At 71.6% G+C, this 16,262-nt stretch carries 14 protein-coding genes and 2 pseudogenes; 10 read left to right on the forward strand and 6 right to left on the reverse strand.

Features of this window, described 5'->3' with window-relative positions; all coding sequences use genetic code 11:
- Positions 1–81: 81 nt before the first annotated feature.
- Both AB0I77_RS13550 and AB0I77_RS13555 read left to right on the forward strand, forming a co-directional pair.
- On the forward strand, positions 82–1,266 hold the full coding sequence (locus AB0I77_RS13550; RefSeq protein WP_363282662.1) for a hypothetical protein: 1,185 nt from the start codon (positions 82–84) through the stop codon (positions 1,264–1,266).
- Between the two features lie 96 nt (positions 1,267–1,362).
- Positions 1,363–1,518: a hypothetical protein gene (locus AB0I77_RS13555; RefSeq protein ID WP_363282663.1), complete on the forward strand. Its 156-nt coding sequence runs from the start codon at positions 1,363–1,365 to the stop codon at positions 1,516–1,518.
- A 76-nt stretch (positions 1,519–1,594) separates the two neighbouring features.
- On the opposite strand, the gene AB0I77_RS13560 is transcribed toward AB0I77_RS13555, so the two are convergent.
- Genes AB0I77_RS13560 through AB0I77_RS13570 form a run of 3 tightly spaced genes read right to left on the reverse strand, consistent with a single transcriptional unit; the run spans position 1,595 to position 4,601 of the window.
- The gene (locus tag AB0I77_RS13560; protein WP_363282664.1) at positions 1,595–2,545 is read right to left on the reverse strand and encodes a 3-oxoacyl-ACP reductase; all 951 of its coding nucleotides are present in this window, start codon (positions 2,543–2,545) and stop codon (positions 1,595–1,597) included.
- 45 nt (positions 2,546–2,590) lie between these two features.
- Entirely contained in the window at positions 2,591–3,667 is a 1,077-nt protein-coding gene (locus AB0I77_RS13565; RefSeq protein ID WP_363282666.1) for a Zn-dependent alcohol dehydrogenase, read from the reverse strand.
- A 52-nt stretch (positions 3,668–3,719) separates the two neighbouring features.
- Positions 3,720–4,601 carry a MaoC/PaaZ C-terminal domain-containing protein gene (locus tag AB0I77_RS13570; RefSeq protein WP_363282667.1) on the reverse strand — a complete coding sequence of 294 codons (882 nt, stop codon included), beginning with the start codon at positions 4,599–4,601 and terminating at the stop codon, positions 3,720–3,722.
- Between the two features lie 272 nt (positions 4,602–4,873).
- Here AB0I77_RS13570 and AB0I77_RS13575 point away from each other — a divergent pair.
- From AB0I77_RS13575 to AB0I77_RS13585, 3 genes and pseudogenes are all read left to right on the forward strand, one after another.
- Positions 4,874–6,058, forward strand: a pseudogene (locus tag AB0I77_RS13575) (histidine kinase); the annotation flags it as partial.
- A 591-nt stretch (positions 6,059–6,649) separates the two neighbouring features.
- Positions 6,650–6,802, forward strand: a pseudogene (locus AB0I77_RS13580) (sensor histidine kinase); the annotation flags it as partial.
- 91 nt (positions 6,803–6,893) lie between these two features.
- A complete protein-coding gene (locus AB0I77_RS13585) occupies positions 6,894–7,538 on the forward strand; it encodes a response regulator transcription factor (protein WP_363282668.1) in 645 nt (214 codons plus the stop codon).
- A gap of 159 nt (positions 7,539–7,697) precedes the next feature.
- Here the strand turns inward: AB0I77_RS13585 and AB0I77_RS13590 are convergent, their stop codons facing one another.
- The 3 genes from AB0I77_RS13590 to AB0I77_RS13600 are packed head-to-tail and all read right to left on the reverse strand — an operon-like array spanning position 7,698 to position 10,549.
- Positions 7,698–8,519: a hypothetical protein gene (locus tag AB0I77_RS13590; protein ID WP_363282670.1), complete on the reverse strand. Its 822-nt coding sequence runs from the start codon at positions 8,517–8,519 to the stop codon at positions 7,698–7,700.
- On the reverse strand, positions 8,519–9,058 hold the full coding sequence (locus AB0I77_RS13595) for a SigE family RNA polymerase sigma factor (RefSeq protein WP_363282672.1): 540 nt from the start codon (positions 9,056–9,058) through the stop codon (positions 8,519–8,521). The genes AB0I77_RS13590 and AB0I77_RS13595 overlap by 1 nt, the downstream gene beginning before the upstream one ends.
- A gap of 51 nt (positions 9,059–9,109) precedes the next feature.
- Complete coding sequence (locus AB0I77_RS13600) at positions 9,110–10,549, reverse strand: MFS transporter (RefSeq protein WP_363282673.1); 1,440 nt, start codon at positions 10,547–10,549, stop codon at positions 9,110–9,112.
- A 168-nt stretch (positions 10,550–10,717) separates the two neighbouring features.
- Between AB0I77_RS13600 and AB0I77_RS13605 the strand changes: the two genes are divergently transcribed.
- The 5 genes from AB0I77_RS13605 (at position 10,718) to AB0I77_RS13625 (ending at position 16,257) form a co-directional block, all read left to right on the forward strand.
- Positions 10,718–12,475 carry an MFS transporter gene (locus tag AB0I77_RS13605; protein WP_363282675.1) on the forward strand — a complete coding sequence of 586 codons (1,758 nt, stop codon included), beginning with the start codon at positions 10,718–10,720 and terminating at the stop codon, positions 12,473–12,475.
- Positions 12,476–12,566: 91 nt separating this feature from the next.
- Positions 12,567–13,247, forward strand: a complete 681-nt coding sequence (locus AB0I77_RS13610; RefSeq protein WP_363282676.1) for a class I SAM-dependent methyltransferase — start codon at positions 12,567–12,569, stop codon at positions 13,245–13,247.
- A 22-nt stretch (positions 13,248–13,269) separates the two neighbouring features.
- Entirely contained in the window at positions 13,270–14,226 is a 957-nt protein-coding gene (locus AB0I77_RS13615; RefSeq protein ID WP_363282677.1) for an N-acetylmuramoyl-L-alanine amidase, read from the forward strand.
- A gap of 135 nt (positions 14,227–14,361) precedes the next feature.
- Positions 14,362–15,150 (forward strand): DUF5336 domain-containing protein, encoded by a 789-nt coding sequence (locus AB0I77_RS13620; RefSeq protein ID WP_363282678.1) that lies wholly within the window; start codon positions 14,362–14,364, stop codon positions 15,148–15,150.
- Positions 15,151–15,246: 96 nt separating this feature from the next.
- Complete coding sequence (locus AB0I77_RS13625; protein WP_363282679.1) at positions 15,247–16,257, forward strand: LLM class F420-dependent oxidoreductase; 1,011 nt, start codon at positions 15,247–15,249, stop codon at positions 16,255–16,257.
- Positions 16,258–16,262 lie beyond the last annotated feature (5 nt).

Raw genomic sequence — 16,262 nt, forward strand, 5'->3', positions numbered from 1 at the left:
TCCCTTTGTGTGAAGTGGCCGCCCGGCGGTCCCACGTCTGTGCGTACGAAAACTAGCTTCGTCGCCGGAGGTGACCGAACGATGACGGCCTGTGCGATCGAACCCGCCGCGGCGGACGAGGACGGGGGGAGCCCGCCGGCGGGGTGCGCGATCACGGTCGACGGCTCCTACGCCGCCCGTCTCGCGCCGGCCGGCGACTCCTGGTTCCCGGAGCGCTGGACGCTGGACGGCCCCGAGCCCTACGCGGTGCCGCTGCCCGGCAACCAGCCGGAGGAGCCCGGCACCGAGGTGCAGCCGATGGGCGACGGCAGGGTCCTCATCCGCCGGCTGGCGGGCGGGCGGCACAACTTCTCGCTGCTGTACCCGACCGGGCCCGACACCGGTGAGCTGCCGCTCGGCGCGGTCCAGTGCCCGGACGCGGGCACCCGGCTGCGGCTGCTGCCGCCCGCGCCGGGCGGCGACAGGGCGTACGCCCTCGCCGTGGGCCGGCGCTCCAGCGCCGTGTGGCTGGTGACGGGCGGCGCCTTCGGGCCCGAGCACCTCGCGGAGATCCCGGGGCGCTGCTCGGGCGGCGTGTGGCTGGACCGTACGGGACGGATGCTGGCCCTTGACCGGGAGGCCGACGGCCGCACCAAGGCGGTCGTGGTGGACCTGGAACGCGGCGGCGAGGTCTCGCCGTTCCTCCAGATCACGGCGGACAGCGACGACCGGTTGCTGCTCGCCGACCCGGACAGCGGGTTGCTGCTGATCCGGTCCGACGCGCCCTCGCCGGGGCAGGGGCGGCTGGGGTGGGGGGTGCTGGGCAGCACGCTGCCGGTGCGTTTCCCGGAGTGCCTGCGGGTGGCCGACTGCACGCTCACCCCGTTCGCGATCCAGCCGGGCCAGGTTCTGACGCCGGAGAACTGCGCGGTGGCGCTGCGCGTCGACGGTCCGCTCGACAGCTGGGTCGCGGTATGGCGGCCGGCCGAGCGGCAGGTGCACCATCTCCCGGCGCCCCAGGGGTGGTTGGCGGGCGCCGGGCTGTGGACCGAGGAGGGGATGCTTCACCTGCCGTATGTCACGGCCGAGGTGCCGTGCGGTGTGGCACGGGTGGGGGCGCCCTCGGCGGGTACGGCTTCTGATGCGGAGTCGACATCGGATTCGGTGTCGGACTCGGTGTCAGATTCGGTGTCGGATTCGGTGAAGGAACCGGAGCCTCCGGCGCCCGTCGCACCGCGCCCTGTGCCGTTGCAGCAAGCGCCATTGGCGCGTCTTGTAACGAAGTAGTGCCGGTTGGCGTGGCCGCCTGGATTCACCCCGAGGGCGGCCGGTTAAAATCGCCCGGCTGTTTGAAAGATCATGTTGACGGGGTGAAACCTTCCGATGAGCGACGCAATCACCATGCAGCCGCTGCCCGCCGAGACCCAGGAAGACGTCGGCCCCGGCCGACACCGGGGTCCGGGCTCGGACCACGACGGCGAGACGGCCCCTCGCGGCCGTCATCGCAAGCCGGTTGAACAGACCGAGTCGGCGGCCTGAACGACAACGGCCCCGCCCCTGCTTCGGGGGCGGGGCAGTTTTCTGCCTACTCGCGCATACTCCCGCCTACTCCCGCCTACTCCCGCTTGAGTCCCAGCACCTCCGCCGCCGCGAACGTCTCCCCCTCCGGCCGTTGTGCGTAGTGCGGGCTGAGCAGCGCGTCCAACTCGTCGTAGGTGAAGGTGTCCTGCTTGCTGTCGAACTTGGCCTGTACTCGCGGCCGTTCGACGATCGCCACCATGCCTCCGTGGACGACGAGCAGCTGGCCGTTGATCCGCTCGGCTGCGGGTGAGGCCAAGTAGCCGACGAGCGGGGCGACATGCTCGGGGGCGAGCGGGTCCAGTCCGCGGACGGAATCGTCGGGCCGCCCGAAGCCGGCGAAGACGTCCTCGGTCATCCGGGTGCGGGCGCGCGGGCAGATGACGTTGGCTGTCACGCCGTACTTGGCGAGCGCGAGGGCCGTGGAGGTGGTCAGCCCGACGATTCCGCCTTTCGCCGCCGCATAGTTGGGCTGCCCGGCCGATCCGGCCAGGAACGCCTCCGACGAGGTGTTCACGATCCGCCCGTACACCGCACCCCCGGCCGCTTTGGACCGCTCGCGCCAATGCGCGGCCGCGAAGTGGGTGGTGTTGAAGTGGCCTTTGAGGTGGACCCGGATCACCGCGTCCCACTCGTCCTCCGTCATGGAGAAGACCATGCGGTCGCGCAGGATGCCCGCGTTGTTGACCAGGACGTCCAGCTTGCCGAACTCGGTGATCGCCAACTCGACCAGTGCACCGGCCTGTTGGAAGTCGGCGACGTCCCCGGTGTGGGCGAGTGCCCTGCCGCCCGCCGCGCGGATCTCGGCGGCGACCTGTTCGGCGGGCGCGTCGGAGGCCTCGCCCGAGCCGTCCCGGCCGGGCTGCCCGAAGTCGTTGACGACGACGGCTGCGCCGAGCCGGGCGAGTTCGAGCGCCTCGGCCCGGCCGAGCCCGCGTCCGGCGCCGGTGACGATCGCGGAGAGCCCCTCAAGTGGCAGTGCCGACATAGGGGATGACGTACGGGATGACGTACGGGATGACATACGGCGCCCTCAGATCTCGATGCACGTACGGAGCGAGGTCCCCGTGCGCATCTGGTCGAGCGCCTCGTTGATCTCGGCCAGCGGCACCCGGTGCGTGATCAGGCCGTCCAGGTCGACGCGGCCGGCCCGCCACAGGGCGATGGTCCGCTCGTAGGAGCGCAGGACGTCTCCGCCGCCGTACATCGAGGGCAGGATCCGCTTCTCGTCGAAGAACAGCTCGAACATGCTGAGCCGGAGAAAGTCGTCCACGGCGCCCGCGCCGACGACGACCAGGGTGCCGCCGCGCCGGGTGTTCTCGTACGCCGTCCGGGCGGTGGCGGCCTTGCCGACGACCTCGAAGACGTAGTCGAACCCTTCGCCGCCGGTGACCTGTTGTTTGGTGTCGGCCAGCTCGTCCGGCGACACCGCCTTCGTCGCCCCGAACTTGAGCGCCGACTCGCGGCGCGAGACGACCGGATCGACGGCGACGATCTCGGCCGCGCCCTTGAGCCGCGCGCCCTGGATCGCGGAGATGCCGACGCCGCCGCAGCCGATGACGGCGACGGACGAACCCGCCTCCACGTCCGCGGTGTTGAGCGCGGCGCCGAGGCCCGTGGTCACGCCGCAGCCGATGAGGGCGGCGATGTCGAAGGGCACGTCGTCCGGGAGCGGCACCGCGCATCCGGCGTCGACGACGACCTCCTCGGTGAAGGTGCCGGTGCCGGCCATGCCGAAGACATCTGAGCCGGGGCGCTTGAAGTTGGGGGTGCCCGCGTTCATGAATCCGGCCAGGCACAGCTCGGTCTGCCCGCGCTTGCAGGCGGGACAGCTGCCGCAGGCGGGCAGCCAGCACACGACCACCCGGTCCCCGGGCGCCAAGTGGCTTACGCCCTCCCCGACTTCGACTATCTCGCCCGCCCCCTCGTGCCCGGGCACGAACGGCGCCGGCTGTGGCAGTACGCCGCCCATCGCGGACAGGTCCGAGTGGCACAGCCCGGTGGCCCGCACCCGGATCCTCACCCTGCCGGGGCCGAAGCCCACCGCCTCGACGTCATCGAGGATCTCCAGCTTTTCCTGGCCGATCTCGTGCAGTACGGCTGCGCGCATGGTGCGGCTCCCCTCAACTGTGGGTGGGCTCAGGCGTTCAACGGTGGGTGCCTCAGGAGTGTTGGACGACGGTGTCGGCGAGGACGGCCGCGTCGCCCCGCTCGATCACGCTCACGGCCACCCGCACGGATGTGTCCTGCTCCTGCCGCCACATGCGGACGCGCAGGGTCTCCCCCGGGTACACGACCCCGGCGAAGCGTGTGGTGTATGCGCGCACCCGGCTCACGTCGCCGCCGAGCAGCGTGTCGACGACCGCCTTGAGCGTGATGCCGTAGGTGCACAGCCCGTGCAGGATGGGCCGGTCGAAACCGGCGAGCTTGGCGAACTCCGGGTCGGCGTGCAGCGGGTTGTAGTCGCCGGAGAGGCGGTAGAGCAGGGCCTGGTCCTCTCGGACGGGCCGCTCGACGACCCTGTCGGGTTCGCCGGTGGGCGGTTCGAGGCGGGCGGAGGGGCCGCGGTCGCCGCCCCAGCCGCCTTCTCCGCGTACGAAGATCTGGGCGTCGTTGGTCCACAGCGGGCCGTCGGCGTCGGCGACCTCGGTGCGCATGACGAGGACGGCCGCCTTGCCCTTGTCGTACACGCCGGCGATGCGGGAGGTCGCGGTCGCGGTGCCCTCGGCCGGGAGGGGGCGGTGGATCTCCAGGCTCTGCCCGCCGTGCAGGACGCGGGCGAGGTCGACCTCGACGCCGGGCATGGACAGCCCGCTGATCACGCCGGGCGAGCCGGCGCCCGCGACGGTGGCGAAGCTCGGCAGGACGTGCAGCCGGGACTCCAGGGTGTAGCGCAGCTCGTCCGGGTCGGTGGCGGGGCTGGGTTTGTCCGGGTGTGCGCCGGCGCCGATGCCGAGGTGGTAGAGCTGAACGTCCTTGGCGGTCCAGGAGATCTCGCCGGAGCGGGGTTCGGCGGCGAGTGCCTTGGCTGCGTCGATGGGCATGGGGCTCCTTGCGGACTGCGGACTGCGGGACTGCGGGACTGCGGACTCGAAGACCCCGGTACGGCCGTCCGCACCGTCGGCCGCACCGAGGTCGTCACGGGCCGGTCTAGAACGCGTTCCAGTCCGGCGCCCTCTGTATAGCCCAGCGGTCCTGAGTTGTGAAGGCTCCTGACGGAGTGTCAGGTTCGTAGGTTCCGGTGGTTCCGTCCGGTACCCGATGACATTTGTCCTGCCGGAGTCCGTACAAGCGCCTCTGCCGCGTGGGAGGGCGGATGCGTAGCGTCGTAGCCATGTCGGTTCGAAGGAACGGGAAAAGGAACGGGAACAGGAACAGATCCAGGTCCAGGTTCAGGTCCAGGTCCAGGTTTCGCAGGATCTCGTGTCGGCTGGACGCGTGGCAGCTGGCGTACCAGCACGCGCAGGAGCAGCGGGAGTACTACGGGGCGAACAAGGACCGGCTCAAGGCCGAGTACAAGGCTGCGCGGAAGGCGGGGAAGCACGTCGAGCACCCGGGGCCGCCTCCCAGCGGTTTCAGCCTGCTGCCCTGGCTGCTCATGGGCATGGGGGCCTTCTCCAACCTCTTCCAGGACGACACCCCGAACCCGTGGATCGGCGGCCTGGGGCTGCTCGCCTTCAACTCCCTGTACATCTACGTGGTGTTCCGCGCCTTCGTACGGGAGACGCGGGAGGCGATCTCCACCCGGGTGGCGCTGGTGCTGATGGGCTTGGTGACCTGCGGTCTGGCCATGGGGTACGGCGGCAACTGGCTGCTGCTCTTCCCTCTGTTCGGCCTCGCGACGGGCGCGGTCGTACGGATGCCGCACCTGCGCTGGGCCGGTACGACCGTGGCGCTGCTCGCCGGTGTGGCATCCGTTCTCCGCGACGGCTGGGGCGGCCTCGACATCGCGTACGCCACCTGGATCTCGACGATGGTGACGGCGGCGATCCTGTCCCTGTCCGAGGCCGTACGAGAGCTGCGGGCGGCCCGCGAGGAACTGGCGCGCCGCGCGGTCGAGAAGGAGCGGCTGCGGTTCTCGCGCGACCTGCACGACCTGCTCGGACACACGATGTCGGTGATCGTGGTGAAGGCGGAGGCCGCCCGCCGGCTGGCCGACCGCGACCTGACGGCGGCGCTGGCCCAGATCACCGACATCGAGTCCGTCGGCCGTCAGGCGCTGACCGAGATCCGCGAGGCCGTGACGGGCTACCGCGAGGGCAGCCTCACCACCGAACTCGACCGGGCCCGCTCGGCGCTGTCCGCGACGGGCGTCGAACTGGCCGTGAGCCAGTCGGGCCCACCACTGCCTCCACCGACGGAGGTCCTGCTGGGCTGGGTGGTACGCGAGGCAATCACCAACGTCGTCCGGCACAGCGGGGCGAGCCACTGCGAGATCGCTGTCGCTGGGACTGGCGCGGGGGAACGGGTACGGCTGACGGTGACGGATGACGGGGCGGGGGCCTCGGTGTCGGCGAGGGCAGACGCCTCGGTGTCGGCGGGGGCGGGGGTGTCGGCCGGGGTCGAGGCAGGGCCGGAAGCGCCGGCGGCATCGGCTGAGGCTGGAGCTGGGGCGTTTGCGGGGGCTGCGGCTTCGGCCGGGGCTGCGGCTTCGGCCGGGGCAGGATCAGAGGCGTCGATGTTCGCGAAGACTGGAGCGTCGACGGAGACCGGCGCAAAGCCGGAAACGCAGACGTTCGCGAAGGCTGGAGCCTCGACGGAGACCGGGGCAAAGCCGGAAACGCAGACGTTCGCGGAGACTGGAGCGTCGGCGAAGGCCGGGCAAGGGCCGGACGCGCCGATGTTGGCGTCGGCAAGGGCTGGGACCTCGGCGGAGGCCGGCGCACCAGCGGCAACCGGGACACGGCCAGACTCTCCGATGTTGGCGTCGGCAAGGACCACGGCGTCGGCGTTCGCACCGGCACCAGCCCCAACCCCGGCCCCAGCCCCAGCCCCGGCAGAAGCAAAGGCGTCGATCTCGGCTCCCGCGGAAGACGGCGTGGACGGCTGCGATGTCGACGGCATCGGCGGCATGAAGGCCGGACTCCGGGAAGGCATCGGCGGTACCGGGCTCAAGGGGCTCACGGAACGTCTGGCTGCCGCGGGCGGCTCTTTGACGGCTGGGCCAGCAGCGCGAGGCGGCTTCGAGGTGGTGGCGGAGCTGCCGGTGGAGTCGGCGGAGTCGACAGGTAGGCCGGCTCGATGAGGCGTACCTGCCTGCCCGGTGAAGTCCGCCTGGAGGGCCACGTGTCCGCCGACCGCGGGCCACTCGCCCCACCGCGCCCTACCCTTGCCCCGTGACCGCGACCCCCCAGGACGACCACCAACTCCCCGAGCCCATCAGAGTCCTGCTCGCCGAGGACCAGGGGATGATGCGCGGCGCGCTCGCGCTGCTGCTCGGGATGGAGGCGGATATCGAGGTCGTGGCCCAGGTGGCGGCGGGGGACGAGATCGTGGGCGCCGCCCTGGCCCACCACCCGGACGTCGCGCTCCTCGACATCGAACTGCCCGGCAGGAGCGGCCTGGACGCCGCCGCCGAACTGCGCGCGCAGGCGCCCGACTGCCGGGTGCTGATCCTGACCACCTTCGGGCGGCCCGGCTATCTGCGCCGGGCCATGGAGGCGGGAGCGGCCGGGTTCCTCGTCAAGGACGGGCCCGTGGAGGAGCTGGCCGTCTCCATCCGCCGGGTGCTGGCCGGCGAGACGGTGATCGACCCGGTGCTCGCCGCGGCGGCGCTCAGCGCCGGCCCCAACCCGCTCACGGCCCGCGAGTGCGACGCCCTCAAGGCTTCGGCGGACGGCGCGACCGTGGCCGACATCGCCGCCAAGCTCCGTCTCTCGGAGTCCACGGTCCGCAACTACCTCTCCTCCGCCATCGGCAAGACGGGCACCCGCAACCGCATGGAGGCGATGCGGGAGGCCCGCCGGCAGGGCTGGCTGTGAGCCCCGCTTCGCCTAGGGCCTGTCGTTTGGATCACGCCGCAGACGCGGGGTCTGGCACGCGCATCTGCCGCGTTGTCGTCACTCGCCGACTCCCCCACCCCCCTCACCGGCACTGAACAGCGCTGTCGATTTCCTGCGACCTGATCCAAACGACAGGCCCTACTTCACCTTCGTCACCTCCACCGACTTGTACTCCGTGCCCTTCGGCGCGAGGCACACGAACCAGTTCACCGGCGAACCGTCCGCCGGGCGGATCACCAGTTCGTCGTTGTTGACGTCGTATCCGTGAGGCACCACGTGGACATCGGTGCTCGTGCCGTTCTTCCAGGTGCACGTGACGCGCTGGGCGGTCTTGGCGACCTGGCCGACGACCAGGCGGTTGAGGCCCTCGGAGCCGGGCTCCAGCGGAACCGCGCCGGCTTGGATGTCCGTCCCCGCCATGGTGTCCGTCTTGGTGAAGGCGCCCTCCATCATGCCCGCCGGCTCACCGTCACCGGCGTCCCGGCGCACGAAGTACGAGCTCTGGCCGACCAGTTCGGAGGCCTGGTCCGCCTCCACGGGCCGCTCCCCGTATTCGCCCATCGCCTCCAGTTGGCCCGCCGCCTCCGCTTCGTCGCCGGGCGCCGCCCACACGTCGATGTAGACCCGCCACTCCTTGCCCTGGTCGGTTCCCGTCGCGAGCAACGTCCGCTGCGCCGTGAGCACATCCGGCTCCGCGCTCGGCGCCGGCGGCGTCGCCAGCGTCGCCGCCCGCCCCCCGTCCCCACCCGGCAGCCCCGCCACCGCGAGCGTGGCCGAAGACCCGGCCAGCACCAGCGCCGTGGCCGCCGCCACCGCCCAGCGCCGTGCCCTGCGCCGCCGGCCGCCCCGGATCACCGCCTGGTAGGGGGCTATGCCGATCTCGACCTCGTCCGTGGCGTCGGCCAGCAGGAGGGCGATGTCGCCGTGCGTCATGTCGTGCTTCTCCCGGTCCGCGCTCATCACTTCGGCCCTCCGCTCGTCACCGTCTCCGCGAGGCCCGGTATGGCGCGCAGCTTCGCGATCCCCTTGGCCGCGTTGCTCTTCACCGCGCCGACCGAGCAGCCCATCGCCTCTGCCGTCTGTGTCTCGGTCAGGTCCTCCCAGTACCGCAGCACCACCGCTTCCCGCTGCCGTGGGGGCAGTTGGGCGAGCGCCTTCAGCAGGACGCCCCGGTCGTCGGCCTGGGAGATGCGGTCACCGGTGTCGGCGACCTCGCGCACCAGACCCGCGTCGTCCTTCGGCGCCAGGAACTCCCTGAGCCTTCTGCGGTGTTTTCGGGCATGTGCGTTGATCATCACGCGCCGGACATACGCCTCCGGCTCGTCGGCCGCGCCGACCCTGCGCCAGGCCACGTAGACCTGTTCGAGCGTCGACTGGACCAGGTCCTCCGCGGCGTGCTGCTCCCCCGTGAGGAGAAATGCCGTCCGCATCAGCCGCGGCCAGCGGCCGATGACGAAGCTCTGGAACTCCTCGTCCCGAGCCTGCTTGCGATCCCCCATGGGCACCTCCTAGATATTCAAAGGAGTCCATGGACCGCCCGGATCGTTGCCTCACTTCTCGGAAATTCTCCGCGGCCTTCGCGGCAGCCACACCAGCATCAGCACCACCGCGCCGAGCAGCACCCCCGCACCCGTGCGGAACACCAGCGCGTACCCCTCCGTCAGGGCCTCCGGTGTGGCACTGCCCGCCGAGCGTGCCGCCGCGATCGTCGACATGACCGCGAGGCCGAGCGAGCCGCCCATCGTGCGCGAGGTGTTGACCATCCCCGACACCAGTCCGGCCTCTCCGGGCGCCGCGCCGGAGATGGCCAGCGCGGCCAGCGGTGTCATCGCGAGGCCCGCGCCGAACATCATCAGGATTCCCGGGAACATGATCGCGGTCAGATAGGACCCGTCCACCGACAGCGTCGACTGCCAGCCGAACCCGACGGCCGCCACCGCCGTCCCCGAGACCGCCACGCCGCGCGCCCCGATGGCCCGCATGAAGCGCGGCGCGAGCTTCGAGCCGAGGACCACGGCCAGCGAGCTCGGCACCAGCGCGAGCCCGGCGTCCAGCGGGGAGTAGCCCAGCACGTTCTGCGCGTACAGCGTCATGAAGAACCACATGCAGAACATCGAGGAGCCGCTGAGGAACATCGCCGCGTTCGCCGACGACACCGCCCGCACCTTCAGCAGTCCCAGCGGCATCAGCGGAGCCGCCGTACGGGCCTCGACGGCGAGGAAGAGGCAGATCAGCGCGACTCCGGCGAGCAGCGGCACCAGGGTGGCCGTCGCCGTCCACCCCTCGGCCTCGGTCTGCGAGATTCCGTACGCCAGCGTGGCGAGTCCCACCGTGGCCAGCAGTGCGCCGGGCAGGTCGAGCCGCCGGCCGTCGCCCGCCCGGCTCTCGGGCAGCCACCGCAGGGAGGCGGCGAGGACGACCGCGCCGACCGGCACGTTGATCAGCAGCACCCATCGCCACGACAGCAGGTCCACCAGCACCCCGCCGACGAGCCCGCCGGCCGCGCCGCCGCCGGCGCCGACCGCCGCCCAGGTGGCGATGGCCCGGGCGCGGGCGGCGCCCTCCGGGACGGCGGCCGTGAGGATCGTCAGGGTCGCGGGCGCGAGCACCGCCGCCCCCAGCCCCTGCGCGGCCCGCGCGGCCAGCAGGTGCCAGCCCTCCTGGGCCAGCCCGCCGGCCAGTGAGGCCAGCGTGAACAGGCCAAGGCCGACCAGGAACATCCGCTTGCGGCCGTAGAGGTCGCCGGCCCGCCCGCCGAGCAGCATGAATCCGGCGAAGGCGATCGCGTACGCGTTCACCACCCATTGAAGGCCCTGCTCGCTCAGCCCCAGGTCGGCCCGCATCGACGGCAGCGCCACGTTCACGACGGACACGTCGAGTACGACGAGGAACTGTCCGGCGCACGCGAGCGCCACGACCAGCCAGGTAGGAGGAACACGGCGAGGACGGGACAGCGAGGTGACGTCAGCGGCTCCAAGCATGGGTGTCATGCTCTCAACGCCTCATGCTCCTTGCATCGGGATTTCGACGTAGGCCTCTACCCCGAGAGGACCCTCCCCCGAGAGGACGTAGGCCCTCGCCCCAAGAGCAGGTCAAGAATTCGTTAGCTGGCCAAAGCATCGGAATAGTTGCCCGGACATACCGAGTTGATGGTGCACATGACCCACGCGACAACCGAGACCACCGCCATGCCCGAGCAGCCCACCGGAAGAGCGAGCGGGGCCGTCGTCCCCGTGCTCGCGTTCGCGGGCATCGTGGTCGCGGTGATGCAGACCCTGCTCGTGCCGGTCATCAAGGATCTGCCGCAGCTGCTGAACACCGCGCCCAGCAACGCCACCTGGGTCCTGACCTCGACCCTGCTCTCCGGTGCCGTGGCCACGCCGATCATGGGCCGCCTCGGCGACCTCTTCGGCAAGCGGCGCATGCTGATCTTCAGCCTCTCGGTGATGGTGGTCGGCGCGCTGATCAGCGCGTTCACCAGCACCCTGCTTCCGATGATCGCCGGCCGTACGCTCCAGGGCTTCGCGATGGGCGCGATACCGCTGGGCATCGGCCTGATGCGCGACATGCTGCCCCGCGAGAAGCTCGGCTCGGCGATGGCCCTGATGAGTTCCTCGATCGGCGTCGGCGGCGGACTCGCGCTGCCCGCCGCGGCCCTGGTCGCGCAGCACGCCGACTGGCACGCCCTCTTCTACGGCGCCGCAGGCATCGGCCTCCTCTCCATCGTCCTCACCCTCCTCGTCGTACCCGAGTCCCCGATGCGCGCCGAAGGCACCTTCGACGTCCTGGGCGCGATCGGCCTGTCCGTCGGACTCGTCCTCTTCCTGCTGCCGATCACCAAGGGCAGCGACTGGGGCTGGACCTCGGGCACCACGCTCGGCCTGTTCGCCGCCTCCGCGGTCGTCCTCCTGCTGTGGGGCGTGATGGAGCTGCGAGTGAAGGCCCCGCTGGTGGACCTGCGCACCACGGCCCGGCCGGCGGTGCTCTTCACCAACCTCGCCTCGATCATGGTCGGTGTCTCCTTCTACGTCGTCTCGCTGGTCCTGCCGCAGCTGCTCCAGCTGCCCAAGTCCACCGGCTACGGCCTCGGCCAGTCGATGGTGGTCGCGGGGCTGCTCGTCGCGCCGCTCGGCCTGACGATGATGTTCACGGCGCCCGTCTACGCCCGGCTGTCGGCGAAGTACGGCCCCAAGTTCACGCTGATCCTCGGCATGCTGATCATCGCGATCGGCTACGGCGCCGGCCTCGGCCTGATGAGCGCCGCCTGGCAGAGCCTGGTCATCTCGGTGGTCCTGGGCGCGGGCATCGGTCTCGCGTACTCCTCGCTGCCCGCGCTGATCGTCGGTGCGGTCCCGGCCTCGGAGACGGGCGCGGCCAACGGCCTCAACACCCTGATGCGGTCCATCGGTACGTCGGTCTCCAGCGCCGTGGTCGGCATGATCCTCGCCAACACCGCGAACAACGTGAACGGCGTCGAGATCCCGACCATGCACGGCTTCCGCGTCTCCTTCCTGATCGCGACGGCCGCGGTGGCGATCGGCCTGCTGATGGCCCTCCTGCTGCCCCGCCGGCGCCCGGCCACCCAGCCGCAGCTGCGCGCGAGCAGCGAGGAGGAGGCCAACCTGGCGCACGCCGAGGAGGCGCTGCGGGGCTTCCGCGGCCGCGTCCTGGACGCCACCGGCACACCCGTCGCCCGCGCCAAGGTCACCCTGATCGACCGCCGCGGCCGCCAGGCGGGCGCGACCCTCTCCGCGGAGGACGGCACCTACACCCTCGCCGTCCCCGCCCAGGGCCCCTACGTCCTCGCCGCCCGCGCCACCGGCCACGGCCCGCTCGCCTCCTCGGCGAGCCACACGGGCGACGACCGTCCGGTCGACCTGGACCTGTCGCTGCCGGGCGAGACGGTCACCGCCTGAGCCCACGCCCCCCGTGCCCCCGTCCCGCACCGGACGGGGGCGTGGTGCACCATGGGGCGGCCGGACATCCGTACGACCGAAAGGCCCCTCCATGCCCACGGCCCCCACGCCCTCGGCGCCCAAGCCTTCGGCCCCCAAGCCCGAGATCCTGGCCGCCTTCGAAGCGGCGAAGGGGTTCATGCCCAGGGGTGAGGGCCTCGCCCTGTACGCGGCGGCCGTCGAGGCAGGGGGTCTTGGGCTGCCGCTCCTGGAGGTCGGCACGTACTGCGGGCGTTCCGCGATCCTGCTCGCCGGCGCGGCCCGCGAGTGCGGGGTCACCGCGCTCACCGTCGACCACCACCGCGGCAGCGAGGAGCAGCAGCCGGGCTGGGACTTCCACGACCCGGAGACGGTCGACCCCGAGCTCGGCCGGATGGACACGCTGCCCACCTTCCGCCGTACGCTCCACAAGGCGGGCCTGGAGGAGCACATCGTCGCCCTCGTCGGCCGCTCGCCGCAGGTGGCGAAGGTCTGGGGCACGCCCCTCGGCCTGGTCTTCGTCGACGGCGGCCACACCGACGAGCACGCGAACGCGGACTACGAGGGCTGGGCGCCCCATGTGGCGCCCGGCGGCCTGCTCGTCATCCACGACGTCTTCCCGGACCCGGTGGACGAGTTCACCGGCCAGGCCCCCTACCGCGTCTACGTCAGGGCCCTCGCGTCCGGCGCGTTCGCGGAGGTCTCGGCGACCGACTCGCTGCGCGTGCTGCGGCGAACGGGGGCAGGGATCTGAGGGCGCGGTTAGAGTCGCTTCCGTGTCGTACGTAGGCCCCGGTTTCGAACCGCCCCAGCCCCGCCGCCCCCGGCGCGCCCCCCTGACCGTCGCTCTCGCCGCGCTCGTGCCGGGCGCGTTGCTGGGGTGGCTCGTGTTCGAGGCGGTGGGCAGTACTAGCGGGGGGTCGAGCGACGCGGTCGGAGCCGCCACCCCCTCGCCGAGCGCACCGGCGTCCCCCGCGGCGTCCGTCACCGACGACGGGAAACCGAGCACGTCCCCGAAGCCGACGCCCACCCCCTCGTCCTCCGCCCCCGCCGCCACCGGCCCCCTCAAGGGCAAGGTGATCGTCATCGACCCGGGCCACAACCCGGGCAACTTCCAGCACCCGGCTGAGATCAACCGCAAGGTGGACATCGGTACGAACTCGAAGGAGTGCGACACCACGGGGACGTCCACCAACTCCGGTTACCCGGAGGCCGAGTTCACGCTGGACGTGGCCCACCGGATGCGCACGATCCTCCAGCGCCAAGGCGCCACGGTGAAGTTGACCCAGGACGGCGACCGGCCCTACGGCCCCTGCGTGGACGAGCGGGCCAGGATCGGCAACGAGGCGCACGCGGACGCCGTCGTCTCCGTCCACGCGGACGGCTCGGCGGCCGGCAACCGCGGCTTCCACGTGATCCTGCCGGGCAGCGTGCACGCGGGCGCCGCCGACACCCGCCCGATCGTCGCCTCCTCCCGCGACCTCGGCGAGCGCATCGCGGGCAACTTCGTGCGTACGACGGGCAGCGCGCCCTCCAATTACATCGGCGACGGCACCGGACTCGATACGCGTACGGACCTGGGCGGTCTCAATCTGTCAACAGTTCCCAAGGTGTTCATCGAGTGCGGCAACATGCGCGATAGCAAGGACGCGGCACTGCTGACCAGCGGTGCCTGGCGACAGGAAGCGGCACAAGGGATCTCTGCGGGAATCGTGAGTTTCCTGCGCGGGTAGTGATCAGCGCGCTGATCCGGGCGGACACCCTGTTCTGGCGGACGATAGTGTCGTCCCTACGATGAGGGGCCACCCCCGCGCTCCAGCGACGCCTCCAGCGATGTCGACGATGAGACGATTGACGAAGGACACGAAGTGAATATCCGCTCCCTCACTCGAGGCGACGGCGTGGTGATCGGAGCAGCGGTATTGCTGTTCATCGCGTCACTCCTCGACGTTGCCAGCTGCGACGGCCCGGACAGTATCTGCAGCAGCGTTCCGAACGCCTGGGGCATGACGCTCGGACTCGGGCTCGGCACTTACATGGCGGGCGTGGCCGGCGCCGCGCTGATCGTGGCGGCCCGGCTCCTGCCCCAGCCGCGCAAGGTCGCGGGCCTCGACATGGGAACGGTCGGTGTCGTCCTGACGGTCTCGACCGCCTGGACGCTGCTGTGGTGGACCATCGACGCGAACGGTGCGGGCGTCGGCCTCATCCTCGGCCTGATCGCCGCCCTGGTCCTCGCCGGCGGCGCGATCGCCGCGCCGCTGGTCCCCGCCCTGGGCGCCGCACTCCTCCCGGCTCCCAAGCCGCCCGCCCCCCAGCCCTACGGCGGTCAGCCGCAGGGTGGTTACGGCTACCCGGGGGCCCCGCAGCCGGGGCAGCCGTACGGCGGTCAGCCGCAGCCGGGGCAACCCTTCGGCGCCCAGCCGCAGCAGGCGCAGGCCCAGCCGCAGCCGCCGTCCCCGGAGTTCTCGCCGTTCTGGTTCGCCGTACCGGTGCCGCGTCCGCTGTTCGCGGAGGACGGCTCGCCGACGCCGATCGCCGAACTCGCCCCCGGCACCTGGTACCTGGCGGTCGAGCAGCGCGGTCCGGCGCTGGTCGCCCAGACGCAGGACGGCCGTCGTGGCGTGCTTCAGGACACCTCGGGGATCCAGCGCGGCTGATCCCCTGGTTCTCGCCGACGGCCTCTCGCCCTTCCGGGCGGGGGGCCGTTGTCGTACAGTCACCTCCCTTGGCTGACACATCGTCAGGAGGTAGGTATGCGGCTCGGACTCGCACTCGGTTACTGGGGACGCGGTCCCGACGCGCGCCACGTGCCCCTCGCCCAGGAGGCCGAGCGGCTCGGCTACGACTCCGTGTGGACCGCCGAGTCATGGGGCTCGGACGCGTTCACCCCGCTCACCTGGATCGCCGCGCAGACGTCGAGGATCAAGCTGGGCACGGCCGTCGCGCAGATGGCGGCCCGCTCCCCCACCACCACCGCGATGCACGCGCTCACCCTGGACCACCTCTCCGGCGGGCGGATGATGCTCGGGCTCGGGCTGTCCGGTCCGCAGGTCGTCGAGGGCTGGTACGGGCGGCCGTTCCCCAAGTCGCCGCTGACCGCGACCCGGGAATACGTCGACGTCGTACGGCAGGTGCTCAGGCGGGAGGCCCCCGTCGAACTGGACGGCCGCTTCCACTCCCACCCCTACCTCGGCGACGACGGCACCGGCCTCGGCAAGGCGCTGAAACCGATCACCCATCCCCTCCGGACCGATCTGCCCGTACTGCTCGGCGCCGAAGGGCCGAAGAACGTCGCCCAGACGACCCGGATCGCGGACGGCTGGCTGCCGTTGTACTGGTCGCCGAGCCGGCCCGAGGTGTACCAGGCGTCTCTCGGCAGCCTGCCGGACGGCTTCCTCGTCGCCCCCATGGCCCGCGTCCAGGTCTGCGACGACATCGCCGAGGGGCTCCTCCCCGTCAAGACCATGCTCGGCTTCTACATCGGCGGCATGGGCCACGCGGCCCGCAACTTCCACGCCGACCTGATGGCGCGCATGGGGTACGAGGAGGAGGCCCGGCGGATCCAGAAGCTGTTCCTGGACGGCCGGCGGGAAGAGGCCGTACTCGCCGTTCCCGACGCCTTCGCCGACGAGATCTCCCTCGTCGGGCCGCGCGAACGCATCGCTGAGCGGCTGGAGTTGTGGCGCAAGGGGCCGGTGACGGATCTGCTGGCGCTGGCGCCGGATCCGCGGACCCTGCGGGTGCTGGCCGACCTCAACGCGTAGGCATA

Source organism: Streptomyces sp. NPDC050619, from assembly GCF_040654815.1.
GTDB lineage: Bacteria > Actinomycetota > Actinomycetes > Streptomycetales > Streptomycetaceae > Streptomyces.